The sequence below is a fragment of the Mesorhizobium sp. M0633 genome, assembly GCF_040320645.1.
In the GTDB taxonomy this organism is placed as follows: domain Bacteria; phylum Pseudomonadota; class Alphaproteobacteria; order Rhizobiales; family Rhizobiaceae; genus Mesorhizobium.
Window position 1 is genome coordinate 1 of the sequence record NZ_JAMYQC010000015.1, and the last position, 12,978, is coordinate 12,978.

General features: G+C 63.2%; 15 protein-coding genes and 1 pseudogene. 13 read left to right on the plus strand and 3 right to left on the minus strand.

What is annotated here, in order from left to right; translation table 11 throughout:
• Both groEL and NKI47_RS17240 read right to left on the minus strand, forming a co-directional pair.
• Positions 1 to 167, minus strand: a pseudogene (gene groEL, locus NKI47_RS17235) (chaperonin GroEL); the annotation flags it as partial.
• A 99-nt stretch (positions 168 to 266) separates the two neighbouring features.
• A complete protein-coding gene (locus tag NKI47_RS17240) occupies positions 267 to 605 on the minus strand; it encodes a co-chaperone GroES (RefSeq protein ID WP_352591912.1) in 339 nt (112 codons plus the stop codon).
• Between the two features lie 244 nt (positions 606 to 849).
• On the opposite strand from NKI47_RS17240, the gene NKI47_RS17245 reads away from it, so the two are divergent.
• Together NKI47_RS17245 and NKI47_RS17250 are read left to right on the plus strand one after the other, a co-directional pair.
• Positions 850 to 1,122, plus strand: coding sequence for a hypothetical protein (locus NKI47_RS17245; protein ID WP_352454325.1), 273 nt, complete (start codon positions 850 to 852; stop codon positions 1,120 to 1,122).
• Complete coding sequence (locus NKI47_RS17250; protein ID WP_352591915.1) at positions 1,119 to 1,385, plus strand: DUF1488 family protein; 267 nt, start codon at positions 1,119 to 1,121, stop codon at positions 1,383 to 1,385. Before NKI47_RS17245 ends, NKI47_RS17250 begins: the two co-directional genes overlap by 4 nt.
• Before the next feature lie 77 nt (positions 1,386 to 1,462).
• Here the strand turns inward: NKI47_RS17250 and NKI47_RS17255 are convergent, their stop codons facing one another.
• Entirely contained in the window at positions 1,463 to 1,609 is a 147-nt protein-coding gene (locus NKI47_RS17255) for a hypothetical protein (protein ID WP_352591918.1), read from the minus strand.
• A 538-nt stretch (positions 1,610 to 2,147) separates the two neighbouring features.
• On the opposite strand from NKI47_RS17255, the gene NKI47_RS17260 reads away from it, so the two are divergent.
• The 11 genes from NKI47_RS17260 (at position 2,148) to NKI47_RS17310 (ending at position 12,975) form a co-directional block, all read left to right on the plus strand.
• On the plus strand, positions 2,148 to 2,558 hold the full coding sequence (locus NKI47_RS17260; RefSeq protein ID WP_023677827.1) for a DUF3168 domain-containing protein: 411 nt from the start codon (positions 2,148 to 2,150) through the stop codon (positions 2,556 to 2,558).
• Positions 2,559 to 2,931: 373 nt separating this feature from the next.
• On the plus strand, positions 2,932 to 3,231 hold the full coding sequence (locus NKI47_RS17265; RefSeq protein WP_023677826.1) for a hypothetical protein: 300 nt from the start codon (positions 2,932 to 2,934) through the stop codon (positions 3,229 to 3,231).
• Between the two features lie 64 nt (positions 3,232 to 3,295).
• Positions 3,296 to 3,961: a response regulator transcription factor gene (locus NKI47_RS17270; protein ID WP_023677825.1), complete on the plus strand. Its 666-nt coding sequence runs from the start codon at positions 3,296 to 3,298 to the stop codon at positions 3,959 to 3,961.
• A 10-nt stretch (positions 3,962 to 3,971) separates the two neighbouring features.
• Positions 3,972 to 5,399, plus strand: a complete 1,428-nt coding sequence (locus tag NKI47_RS17275; protein WP_352454424.1) for an ATP-binding protein — start codon at positions 3,972 to 3,974, stop codon at positions 5,397 to 5,399.
• A 121-nt stretch (positions 5,400 to 5,520) separates the two neighbouring features.
• Positions 5,521 to 5,955, plus strand: coding sequence for an RT0821/Lpp0805 family surface protein (locus NKI47_RS17280; RefSeq protein WP_352591921.1), 435 nt, complete (start codon positions 5,521 to 5,523; stop codon positions 5,953 to 5,955).
• 222 nt (positions 5,956 to 6,177) lie between these two features.
• The gene (gene ccmI, locus NKI47_RS17285) at positions 6,178 to 7,314 is read left to right on the plus strand and encodes a c-type cytochrome biogenesis protein CcmI (RefSeq protein WP_352591924.1); all 1,137 of its coding nucleotides are present in this window, start codon (positions 6,178 to 6,180) and stop codon (positions 7,312 to 7,314) included.
• Positions 7,315 to 7,317: 3 nt separating this feature from the next.
• Entirely contained in the window at positions 7,318 to 7,761 is a 444-nt protein-coding gene (gene ccmE, locus NKI47_RS17290) for a cytochrome c maturation protein CcmE (RefSeq protein WP_023677821.1), read from the plus strand.
• A 14-nt stretch (positions 7,762 to 7,775) separates the two neighbouring features.
• Positions 7,776 to 9,764: a heme lyase CcmF/NrfE family subunit gene (locus NKI47_RS17295; protein ID WP_352591927.1), complete on the plus strand. Its 1,989-nt coding sequence runs from the start codon at positions 7,776 to 7,778 to the stop codon at positions 9,762 to 9,764.
• Complete coding sequence (locus tag NKI47_RS17300) at positions 9,761 to 10,228, plus strand: cytochrome c-type biogenesis protein (RefSeq protein WP_352591930.1); 468 nt, start codon at positions 9,761 to 9,763, stop codon at positions 10,226 to 10,228. Before NKI47_RS17295 ends, NKI47_RS17300 begins: the two co-directional genes overlap by 4 nt.
• 116 nt (positions 10,229 to 10,344) lie before the next feature.
• Entirely contained in the window at positions 10,345 to 11,901 is a 1,557-nt protein-coding gene (locus NKI47_RS17305; protein WP_352591933.1) for a Do family serine endopeptidase, read from the plus strand.
• A gap of 399 nt (positions 11,902 to 12,300) precedes the next feature.
• Entirely contained in the window at positions 12,301 to 12,975 is a 675-nt protein-coding gene (locus tag NKI47_RS17310; RefSeq protein WP_254819962.1) for a response regulator transcription factor, read from the plus strand.
• Positions 12,976 to 12,978: the final 3 nt, after the last annotated feature.

Sequence of the window (12,978 nt, forward strand, 5' to 3'; positions counted from 1 at the left end):
ACCGTCACCCCGTCCTTGGTGATGCGCGGCGCGCCATAGGCCTTGTCGATGATGACGTTGCGGCCCTTGGGGCCGAGCGTCACCTTGACGGCGTTGTTGAGGATTTCGACGCCGCGCAGCATGCGGTCACGCGCGTCGGTGGAGAATTTGATTTCCTTGGCAGACATGATCTTTTCCAGTTCGGTTGTCGTGGCAAGACGCTTGCAGCGCCTGAATCAAAGCTCGGAGCGTCCTTTGCGCGCGCGGGAGGGCGCGCGGCCTTCCAATCAGGCGGCCTTCTTGGCAGCCACGGTCTTGTCGATGATGCCCATCTCGCTTTTTTCGATGATGCCCATGATGTCGGCCTCCTTCATGATCAGAAGGTCCTCGCCGTCTATCTTGACCTCGGTGCCGGACCATTTGCCGAACAGAATGAGGTCGCCGGCCTTGACGTCGAGCGGGATCAGCGCGCCGCTTTCGTCCCGCGCGCCCGGCCCGACAGCGATCACTTCGCCTTCCTGCGGTTTTTCCTTGGCATTGTCGGGGATGATGATGCCGCCCTTGGATTTGGTGTCGCTTTCGGCGCGCCGAATGACGACGCGATCGTGGAGTGGCCGGAATTTCATGGGGACTCTTTCTGGGGCCGGCTTAGGCGGCCGCCCCCTCTCTATAGGCGCCTTGGCACTCGATTGATAGGAGTGCCAAAAAATATTCAGAGGGCATATAAAATATTGAACGTATTATCTTGCCTAGTCATGCCCTGGTGTTCGGGTCTTGCGGAATATTAATGAAATTGAATTTCTGTCTTTGAACACCTATTTTACGATGAAGTTCACATTCATGACTTTCGCTTCAAGGGAGATTTTACCGATGGCCGAAGGCAATCAGAACATCATGGAAAAAGCTCAGGCTCGCTTCATGGAAAATCAGAAGAAGACGGCAGAGCGGAACAAAGCAACTGCCGAATATCTCTCGGAGGCCAAGGCGAGGAGCATCAAAACGGCAAGGCTGAGGGAATTGCGACTGGCCAAGGAAGAGGCGGACCGCGCGGCGGAAGCTCTGAATCCGGTCGCACCAAAGAAGAAGCGGGCGTCGCGGACAGTTAAGAAGGCCGTATCTGCATCGACGGAGGCCAAATCATGAGCCTGACATTTCCCAACCCCAGCCGCAGCTACGACGAGGCAAGCAAACGCATTCGCTTCGTTGGCCATGACGGCATGTTCCAGATTTCCTTCTCTGTCGCAACCGATGCCATTTCCAAGATGCAGCCGGGAACGGCGGCTTCAGAAGCTACCTATCTGGCGGCCTTCGACACGGCTTCCAGCTCAATTCATGACGTCGCCAGGAATGCCTATGCCCGTACCCGCAGGAGCATGTACGTGCTGACTGCAGCCGATTTTCGCTAGATCCTTCGAGATCGCTCACAGGACGGTTGCTCAGGACTTGCGATCCGCCTTGGCTCGCCGCTTGACGTCGCGACTGTTCAGCCGGTCGACTTCATCGCGTCTGCATCGCGCGTATTCATGCCGACCATGAGCTGATGCTTGAGCTCGACCGGCTGGCCGGTGAAGACGTCGAAGACGGTCCAGCTGTGGGGATGCTCCATGCGCAGTGCGTAGCGGTTTGCCATCCTGGCGTCCTTTGGTTTCCGCCCGATCGATGAATGTCGCTCGATGAGGCCTGGGCGATCTCGGTCAGGCCTGGGCGATTAAGAATACTGCCGCTAGGACAAGCTCCGTCCACAAAACGACGGACAGTTTCAAGGCCAGGCTACCGTGCGCCGAGAGCATCTCCCGAGTGCGGCTCACCAAGCTCTTGATGTCATCGACATAGTCGGCGCCGCAATCGCGACCGGCGGCGCCTTGACCCCAAGCTTTCCGCAGCAGCGATGGCTCGCGCAGAAACCGACCTCGAATGTTTGGAAACCAGACATCTTCATAGCACCGTTCTTTCAAACTCCATGCATGCCAAATGAATTCGCGGGTTGGCATCACCCTAAAGGGCGTCCGTGATGCGAAACGTCGCGGGTTGCAGGAGCAGGGCTTATTGCCGAGATCATGAAGGTTCATAATCCGCATGAGACGCGCTGATTCGCGCTTTGCCGGGATGCCTTCATGCAACGCAGCTACGCAGCCGGGAGGTCGAGGCGACGGGCGAAGGGAAAGACGATGACCGCGCCGGCCGTCGAATTGCAGAGGGCCATATTCGAGGCAGTGAACGGCGATCCCCACCTGTCGGCGGCACTGGGCGATGCAAGATTGTTCGACCATGCGCCGGAAAATGTTGCGTTCCCCCACATGACCTTCGGCCGCACCAGCGTCTACGATTGGGCAACGGGGATGGAGAACGACGCAGAACAGTTGCTGACGTTGCATGTCTGGTCGAAATCAGAGGCCAGCAAGGAAACCAATGACATCATGGACCTTGTTAGCACCCGCCTGCGCGATACGGCTCTCTCGCTCGGCGAACATCGCCGCGCCTACCTCAAGCTCGAATTCGCCGAAGCCCGCTACGACGAGGACCTTTCGGCCCATCACGGGCTGCTGCGCTTCCGCGCCGTGATCAAGGACGAGGGCTGACCACCGGGCACTTTTTGCAAATCGGGCAATTTTGTTCTTGCTTTGTGCCGGCAGCTATGCTACTAATTTCCCTATGGTGCTGATGACGCCAGCGACCCGCCGCAGAGGCGGGTTTTTTGTTTCAGGTTCGGTTCGCCTGAACTGCCATCGGTTGTCTTGGGCCGGATGCTTCGTCCTCCCAAATGGTCCTGCCCGCCAGATGATGCCGGTTGTCGGCGAAGGATTGGAGGGCTAGGTTAAACATTGGCGATTTCGCGGAGCCGGGCGGCGAAATGGCAATCCGGTAATCTCGCGCTTCAGGGGTGTGGCGGGCATGCATTCGAGCGTTCACCGTTCATATCACGTTCAGCACCGGCGCGTTAGAACGCTGACCATGAAGATCCTTCGCCCCCACTTCCGGACCGCGGCACTGGCGCTCGCAGCCGCCGGTCTGCTTGCGTCGCAAGCGATGGCGATCCCCGTTGTCGTGCCCGAGCAGCCGCAGCCGGTCGTCCTCGCCGCCTCCGACTGCTACGCGATCGGCCAGCAGGTGGCCGAGCAGAATGGCGGCACCTTGGCCAAGGCCTCGCAGTCGACACGCGGCGGCCAGCCGGTCTGCGTCATCGTCGTGCTCGTTCCGGGCAAGGACGGGCAGCGTCCTCGTCGCTCGGAGATCGTCGTTCCGCTGAACTGAACCGTGCCGTTTCCCAGTCTGCCGGAATCGGCCTATATCTGAACAGCTTCAACAGGCCTTCCGCATGCGCGTACTCGTCGTCGAAGATGACAAGGATCTCAACCGGCAGATCGGCGATGCGCTGGTCGATGCCGGCTATGTCGTCGACCGCGCTTTCGACGGCGAGGAAGGGCACTTTCTCGGCGACACCGAGCCCTATGATGCCGCGGTGCTCGATATCGGCCTGCCGCAGATGGACGGCATCAGCGTGGTCGAGCGCTGGCGGCGCGGCGGCCGCAAGATGCCGGTGCTGATCCTGACGGCACGCGACCGCTGGAGCGACAAGGTTGCCGGCATCGACGCCGGCGCCGACGACTACGTCACCAAACCCTTCCACATCGAGGAAATCCTGGCCAGGGTGCGGGCCTTGATCCGGCGTGCTGCCGGGCACGCTTCGTCCGAACTGACCTGCGGGCTGCTCCGCCTCGACACCAAGGCCTCCAAGGCCGACGTCGACGGCGTGCCGCTGAAGCTGACCTCGCACGAATTCCGCTTGCTTGCCTATTTGATGCACCACATGGGCGAGGTGGTGTCCCGGACCGAGCTGGTCGAGCATCTCTACGACCAGGATTTCGACCGCGATTCCAACACGATCGAGGTCTTTGTCGGACGGCTTCGCAAGAAGATGGGCATCGACATGATCGAAACTGTTCGCGGCATGGGCTACCGCATGCGTAAGCCGGAGGCGTAACGCGGAACCGCTGCCTACAAAACCCGCCGTCTCGAACACGCCGTCGCTGCGGTCATGGCCGCGTTCGGTGGCGTTTCGCGTCATCGCCTTTTCCACGGTCTGGGCGATCCTCACTCTGGTCGTCATCTTCACCTTGATCACCACGCTCTATCGCCAGGCCAGCGAGCGCGGTTTCGACAGCCTGCTTTCGGCGCATCTGTTCAACCTGATCGGCTCGGTCGGCGTTTCTGAAAGCGGCCAATTGACCGGCGCCCCCGACCTTGGTGATTTGAGGTTCTCGGAACCGAATTCCGGCTGGTACTGGTCGGTCGAGCCTGCCTCGGAAGGCGTGCACGGCGATCTCCATTCGTCGTCGATGACCAAGGCGATCCCGTCGCCAAGCGTTGCCGAGGTGCCCTTCAATGCCAGCTTCCAGCGCAGCTATTCAGCGGACGGCATCGAAGGCGAGCAGTTGGAGGTGTTCGAGAGCGAGTTCGTGCTCGATGCGAAAAACCGCGCCGCGCGCTTCCGCGTCATGGGCAACCAGACCGAGCTCGAGCAGGAAATCGCCACCTTCCAGCGGCGCCTTTTGACCTATCTGTCGCTGTTCGGCGTCGGCATGATCGCCATCAATGCGATTGCCATCCTGCTCGGTCTGCAGCCGCTGCGCCGGGTCAGGAATGCGCTTGCCATGGTGCGCGAAGGAACCGCGCAGCGCCTAGACGGCCGTTTCCCGGCCGAGATCGAGCCGCTCGCCAACGAGACCAATGCGCTGATCGAAAACAACAGGCGTATCGTCGAGCGGTCGCGCACACAGGTCGGCAACCTGGCTCACTCGCTGAAGACGCCGCTTGCCGTGCTGCTCAACGAGGGACGGGCGCTGGGTGGCGCCAAGGGCCAGCTGATCGCCGAGCAGGCCGCTTCCATGCAAAAGCAAGTGGACCATTATCTGCAACGTGCCCGCGTCGCCGCGCAGCGCGACAGCGTCGTCTACCGTACGCCGGTGGCGCCGCTGGTCCAGCGCATGGTTCGGGTGCTGCAGAAGCTCAACCCGCAGACGGCGCTGTCGCTCTCACTGCCGGCCACCGACATCGTCTTTGCCGGCGAACGCGAGGACCTGGAGGAGCTGCTCGGCAATCTGCTCGACAATGCGATGAAATGGGCAAGGAGCGCGGTCGCCGTTTCGGTCAAGCCAATCTCCAGCAAGGGTGGCGCTGGCACGGAAGGCGCAGCCAACCTGTTCGAGATCAGCATCGAGGATGACGGCCCCGGCATTCCCGACGACAAGGCGCGCGAGGTGTTGCAGCGCGGCCGGCGTCTCGACGAGACAAAACCGGGCAGCGGGCTCGGACTTGCCATTGTCGCCGACCTTGTCAACGAGTATGGAGGCTCCCTGGCGCTGGAACGATCCGTCATGGGTGGATTGAAGGCGATGGTTCGATTGCGGAGCCTTCAGTAATGCTTTTCCAGATTGCTTTTCCAGGTGGCCGGCTGCGGCCAAATTTCCGACAAACATCGACATTATGGCCGCACCAGCTGCTGACAGCGCGGCGGTCCAGCTCAAGAAAGCCGGTATTGGCATGAAGATTCGCGTCGCGCTCGTTTCCGCCCTGCTCGCCGTCTCCGGCTGCACAACGCTCGACAAGGGCCCGGCCGTTACGGTGACGCCGGCCGCGACGCCCCCCAGCGGCGCCAAGGTGGCGACGACGATCATCTCCGCCATGGGCGGCGGCCTCGTCGGCGGCTCTATCGGCGCCGGCCTGAGTGAGACCGAGAAGCGCAGCGCGCTCGAGGCGGAATACAAGGCGCTTGAATACACGGCGAGCGGCCAGAAAGTGGCTTGGAAGAGCGACGGTTCGGCCCATCGCGGCGAAGTGGTCGCCGCCCAGCCCTATCGCGTCGGCTCGCAGGACTGCCGGCAATACACCCATACGGTGTTTACCGGCACCGCCGGCGCCACCGCGCGCGGAACCGCCTGCCGCAATGCCGACGGCAGCTGGACGCCGCTGACGTAGCTGGCCGGCCGTCGATCCGCCGATTCCGGTCCGGCACTAAAGCGCGTCGCGTTCGACCGGCCTCATGCGACGCGCTTTAGGTTCTTGTTTTGATGCATGGTCGTTATCGCAAAACCGCTGCACACTTTTGCGCGACATGCATTATCGATCGGAGCGGCCCCGCCAAAGCGTCGCAGCACGCTTGTGTTGGCAGGGCAAGGGTCTCGTTCTATTGGAAGAGCCATGCTGTTCTGGGTCATAGCCGCAATCCTGACGCTGGGCGCAAGCCTGGCGGTGCTGCTGCCCTTGGCCGGCGGATCGAAGAACGCGTCCGCTGCCGGCGATCACGATCTTGAAGTCTATCGCGACCAGCTGGCCGAGCTTGACCGCGATATGGCGCGTGGCCTGATCCAGCCAATGGAGGCCGAAGAGGCACGCGCCGAAATCGCCCGCCGCATCCTTCGCCTGAGCAATGCCGGCCACGCCGACGAGACGACGACGCAGCCGTCGCGGTCGACAAGGCTGGTGGCGACGGCGGCCGTGCTGCTGGTTCCGCTGGTCAGCTGGGGCCTCTATGGCCAGCTCGGCTCACCCGACCTGCCGTCGCAGCCGCTCAGCGAACGCCTGGCCAAGAACCCCGCCGACAGCTCGGTCGACGAGCTGATAGCCCGCGCCGAGGCGCACCTGGCGGCCAACCCATCCGATGGCCGCGGCTGGGACGTGCTGGCGCCGGTCTATCTGCGTATGCAGCGATACGCCGATGCGGTGACCGCCTATCGCAACGCCATCCGCCTCGACGGCGACAGCGCCGCCCGCCAGGCGGGTCTTGGCGAGGCGATCGCCAATGCGGCCGGCGGCATTGTCTCCGCCGAAGCGCAGGCGGCTTTCGAGGCGGCGTTGAAGCTCGATCCGGCCAATCCGAAGGCCTCGTTCTATCTCGCCATGGGCATGGCACAGGAAGGCCGCATAGCTGAAGCCACGGCGGCCTGGCAAAAGATGCTTGCCGCCTTGCCGCAGGGCTCGCCGTGGCGCGGCGCCGTCGAGCAGGCGCTGGCCGAATCCGCCGCCCGCAGCGTCGCTTCGGAGGCGCCCGCGAAAGGGCCGACCGCCGAGGATATCGATGCTGCTTCCTCGATGTCGCCGCAGGACCGGCAAGCCATGATCAGCACCATGGTTGCCGGCCTCGACGAAAGGCTTCGGCAAAATCCGCGCGACGAGGAAGGGTGGATGCAGCTCGTTCGTTCCTATGCCGTGCTGGGCAAGACAGATCAGGCGCGTGACGCGCTCAATCGCGGTATCGCCGTCTTTGGCGCGGACAGTGACCAGGCCAGGAAATTCACCGCCTTTGCCGCCTCGCTTGGCGTGACGGCGACGGAGTAGACGATGACGCGCAAGCAGAAACGACTGTCGGTGATCGCAGCGGGGCTAGGGTTTCTCGGTGTTGCCACGGGGCTGACCTTCTATGCGCTTGGCCAGAAGGCCTCCTATTTCTACATGCCGGCTGATCTGGCCACCGCCAGCCTTCAGCCGGGCCAGCGCATCAGGCTCGGCGGTCTCGTCGAAAAAGGCACGGTCGAGCGTAGCCAAGGCGCCACCGTCGCCTTTTCGGTGACCGACAACCAGAAGGACGTCAAGGTCACCTATACCGGCATTCTTCCCGACCTCTTCCGGGAAGGACAGGGCGTGATCACCGAAGGCTCGTTTGGCCCTGACGGAATCTTTGTCGCCGACAGCGTGCTGGCCAAGCATGACGAGACCTATATGCCCAAGGAAGTGGCCGACGGCCTCAAGGCCAAGGGCGTATGGCAGGAGAGCAAGAGTGACTAGCGGGTGCGGTGACAATGGTTGAAACCGGACATTTCGCCCTGATCCTGGCGTTTGCGCTGGCCCTGGTGCAGACGATGGTGCCGCTGTTCGGTGCGCGCACCGGCAACCATAAGATGATGGCCGTCGGCGCACCGGCCGCGCTGACCGGCTTTGCCTTGACGGCGCTGTCTTTCGTGGCGCTGGCAACCGCCTACGCCGGCTCCGACTTCTCGGTTGAGAGCGTCTGGGAGAACTCGCATTCGCTGCAGCCGCTGATCTACAAGATCACCGGAACCTGGGGCAATCACGAAGGTTCGATGCTGCTCTGGGTACTGATCCTGACCTTCTTCGGCGCGCTCGTCGCCGTCTTCGGCGGCAATCTTCCGGCGACGCTCCGGGCCAATGTGCTTGCCGTGCAGGGAGCGATCGGCGCCACTTTCTTCCTGTTCATCCTGACGACGTCGAACCCGTTCGTCAGGCTCAATCCGGCGCCTATCGAGGGCCGCGATCTCAACCCGATCCTGCAGGACCTCGGCCTCGCCATCCATCCGCCGCTGCTTTATCTCGGCTATGTCGGTTTCTCGATCTGCTTTTCCTTCTCTGTCGCTGCCCTCATCGAGGGCCGCATTGACGCTTCGTGGGCGCGCTGGGTAAGGCCGTGGACATTGGTTGCCTGGATGTTCCTCACCGGCGGCATCGCCATGGGCTCCTACTGGGCTTATTACGAGCTCGGCTGGGGCGGCTTCTGGTTCTGGGATCCGGTCGAGAACGCATCCTTCATGCCGTGGCTGGCGGGCACGGCGCTGCTGCATTCGGCGATCGTCATGGAAAAGCGCTCGGCGCTGAAGATCTGGACGCTGCTTCTGGCGATCCTGACCTTCTCACTGTCGCTGCTCGGCACCTTCCTGGTGCGTTCCGGCGTGCTGACCTCGGTGCACGCATTCGCCACCGATCCGACGCGTGGCGTGTTCATCCTCTGCATCCTGACGCTGTTCATCGGCGGCTCGCTGGCGCTGTTTGCCTTACGCGCCTCCCGGCTGACGGCCGGCGGCCTGTTTCACCCGATCTCGCGCGAAGGCGCGCTGGTCCTGAACAATCTGTTCCTGACCACCGCCACCGCCACCGTGCTGGTCGGCACGCTCTACCCGCTCGTCGTCGAAGCCCTGTCTGCCGACAAGATTTCGGTCGGCGCGCCGTTCTTCAACCTGACATTCGGCCCGCTGATGGTGCCGCTGCTGGTCGTCGTGCCGTTCGGGCCGCTCCTCGCCTGGAAGCGCGGCGACATTTTCGCCGTCGCCCAGCGCCTGATGGCGGCTTTCGCGGCGGCGCTGCTCGCCGTGCTGGTGACGGCCCTGTTCATCGATGGCGCTTCGGTGTTGGCGGCACTCGGTGTCGGCCTTGCCTTCTGGCTGATCTGCGGCGCGCTCACCGATCTCGCCGTCAAATCCGGCTTCGGCACCGTCGCGCCCGCCACCATGCTCAGGCGCTTCGCCGGCCTGCCGCGCTCGGTCTTCGGCACAGCGCTTGCGCATCTCGGCCTCGGGCTGACAACGCTCGGCATTGTCGGCACGCTTTGCTTCGGCACCGAAAAAATCTTGGCGATGCATGCCGGCGAGACCGTCGAACTGTCCGGCCACAAGCTGCGCTTCGAGGGGCTCTATCCGGCCCAGGGGCCTAACTACAGTGAGGATCGCGGCCGCTTCGCCCTGCTTGGCGCCGACGGTAGCGTCGCAGGCGAGATCACCTCGGCCAAGCGCTCATATCCGGTGCGCCAGATGACCACAACCGAATCCGGCATCAGGACGATCGGCTTCAGCCAGCTCTATCTTTCGCTTGGCGACGAGGGCAGCGATGGCTCTGTGGTCGTTCGTCTGTGGTGGAAGCCGCTGGTGACGCTGATCTGGGGCGGCGGACTGGTGATGATGGCGGGCGCGGCGATGTCGCTGCTTGACCGTCGCCTGCGCGTCGGCGCGCCGTCGCGCCGCAAGCCGGCGGGCGCGGTGCCATCGGCGAGCTCGTCATGAGGCAAAGGGTCACGCTGGCCTCGCTGGTCCTGCTGCTGGTGCTGTTGTTCGCTGGCGTCGCGCAGGCGGTCAAGCCCGACGAGGTGCTGGCCGACCCGGCGCTCGAGGCAAGGGCGCGGGCTTTGTCGGAAGGCTTGCGCTGCATGGTCTGCCAGAACCAGTCGATCGACGAGTCTGATGCCGACCTCGCCCGCGACCTGCGCATCCTTGTGCGCCAGCGCCTGGTCGCCGGCGATACCGACCGGCAGGTGATGGACTATGTCGTTTCGCGCTACGGCGAATTCGTGCTGCTGAAGCCACGCTTCAATCTGCGCAATGTCTTGCTCTGGGGGACGCCAGTTCTTCTGCTGCTCGTTGGCGGGACATTCATCCTGCTGGCCGCCCGCTCGCGCCGTTCGACGGCGACCGCTGTATTAACTGCCGAGGAACAGGCGGCGCTGGACAAGATGCTCCGCCGCGATTGATCGATACATTACGAAAGTTTCATGTACCGGAAATGGCGCCGTAATGTGCGGCTCTCTATTTCCTTTGTCGAGGATGCCAATCAAGGGGCGTCCCTTGAAAAGAGGATACGAGAACCATGAATGTTGCCCCCAATTCATATCTACGCACCCGCAAACGCCTGCTGGCCGCAGCCGCATCCCTGGCCATTGCCGGCGCGATCGGCTTTGGTGCTGTTGCCACCGGGACAGCCCCGGTGCTGGCCGACGCCGTGCGTGTCGAGGCACCGCAGGTCCCGAGCTTCGCCGATGTGGTCGAGCGCGTTTCGCCGGCGGTCGTCAGCGTGCGCGTCAAGGCCAAGATCCAGCCGACGGCCGATGACGGTTCCGGCCAGATGGACGACGAGGACGGCTTAGGCAATCTTCCCGACAACCCGCAGCTGAAGCGTTTCTTCCGCGAATTCCGCGGCTTTGGCGATCAAGGCGGCGATCAGGGCCCGAACGGAATGCGCCGTTTTGGACACCGTGACCGCAACAACGACCAGCCGCGGCCGGTGGCGCAAGGGTCCGGTTTCTTCATCTCCGATGACGGCTATCTCGTCACCAACAACCATGTCGTCGAGGAGGGCACCGCCTTCACCGTGGTGACCAATGACGGCAAGGAACTCGACGCCAAGCTGATCGGCACCGATCCGCGCACCGATCTTGCGGTGCTCAAGGTCGATGACGGCAACAAGTTCACCTATGTCGACTTCGCCGATGATTCCAAGGTTCGCGTCGGCGACTGGGTGGTGGCTGTCGGCAATCCGTTCGGCCTCGGCGGCACGGTTACCGCAGGCATCGTTTCGGCCCGCGGCCGCGATATCGGCGCCGGTCCCTATGACGACTTCATCCAGATCGACGCCTCGGTGAACCGCGGCAATTCGGGCGGCCCGACCTTTAACCTCAACGGCCAGGTTGTCGGCATCAACACCGCGATCTTCTCGCCCTCGGGCGGCAGCGTCGGCATTGCCTTCGATATTCCCGCTTCGACCGCCAAGCAGGTCGTGCAGGATCTGATGAAGAACGGCACCGTGCAGCGCGGCTGGCTCGGTGTCGAGATCCAGCCGGTCACGCCCGAAATCGCCGAGTCGCTTGGCCTTGGGTCCGGCAAGGGCGCGCTCGTTGCCAGCGCGCAGGACAACGGTCCCGGCAAGAAGGCCGGCATCACCGCCGGTGACGTGATCACCCAGGTGGACGGCAAGGACGTTGCTTCGCCGAAGGAACTCGCCCGCCTGATTGGCGCATACCCGCCCGGCAAATCTGTCGATGTCACGGTGTGGCGCAACGGCAAGAGCGAGGCGGTTAAGGTCGATCTCGGCAAGCTGCCGTCGAGCGACAAGCAGGCCTCGGCCGACCAGCAGCCTGCCCCCGCGCCGAAGACCGACACGCTCGCCGATCTCGGCCTGACCGTCACCAAGTCTGACAATGGCAAGGGCCTTGTGGTGACCGATGTCGACCCGGACAGCGATGCCGCCGATCGCGGCATCCAGCCCGGCGACGTCATCACCTCCGTCAATTCGGCGGAAGTGAACGGCGCCGGCGACGTCGACAAGGCGATGGCCGACGCGGTGAAGTCCGGCCGCAAGGCGGTGCTGATGCAGATCACCCGCGACGACAGCAACCGCTTCGTCGCACTGCCTGTCGCCAAGGGCTGAGCGCATGACCCCGAACACGTATTCCGTTTTCGGAAAGGCTCATGCGCCGATTCAAGGTGCTAGAGCGTCCTTTGCGCGTCCAAGAGGACGCGCGGCGCTCTAGTGGTCGACTTTTCCGGTGCGGCGGTTTTCAACACCCCCGAGCCGCCGCACGGGAAAGCACGGGGCCTGAATACGTTAGTCAGTCATCGTGTTCCGCCCCAGCGGCAGCGGGCCTCCCATCGCCCGCTGCCGCTCGAACATGCCGCTCAAGGCGTGAAGCGGTTTTAGGCTACGACATGCTAAAACAAAGACTTACCGCGTATCCCTGAATCACTTTGTTCGCGATACGCCATGGAGAAGGCCACGATGCATATGCCGGCCACTCAATCTTCCAGCGAAATCGCGTATAACGGTTCTATGAAGATTCTCGTCATAGAAGACGATCGCGAGGCAGCCGACTACCTGCAGAAGGCGTTCGCCGAGGCCGGCCATACCGCCCATGTCGCCGGCGACGGCGAAACCGGCTTCGCGCTCGCCGATTCCGGCGACTATGACGTCATGGTCGTTGATCGCATGATGCCGCGCCGCGATGGCCTGTCCGTCATTGCCGGGCTCAGGTCCCGGGGCAATACGACGCCCGTGCTGATCCTGTCGGCGCTCGGCGAAGTCGACGACCGGGTCACCGGTCTGCGCGCTGGCGGCGACGACTATCTGACCAAGCCCTACGCCTTTTCCGAACTGCTCGCCCGCGTCGAGGTGCTGAACCGCCGCGCCAGCGCCAGGGAAGCCGAAACCGTCTACCGGGTCGGTGATCTCGAACTCGACCGGCTGTCGCACTCGGTGCGCCGCGCCGGGCGCGAGATAACGCTGCAGCCGCGCGAGTTCCGCCTGCTCGAATATCTGATGCGCCATGCCGGCCAGGTGGTGACGCGCACCATGCTGCTCGAGAATGTCTGGGACTACCATTTCGATCCGCAGACCAACGTCATCGACGTTCATATCTCGCGGCTGCGGGGCAAGATCGAGAAGGGCTTCGACAAGCCGATCCTGCACACGGTTCGCGGCGCCGGCTACATGCTGAAAAGCGGCTAGAAC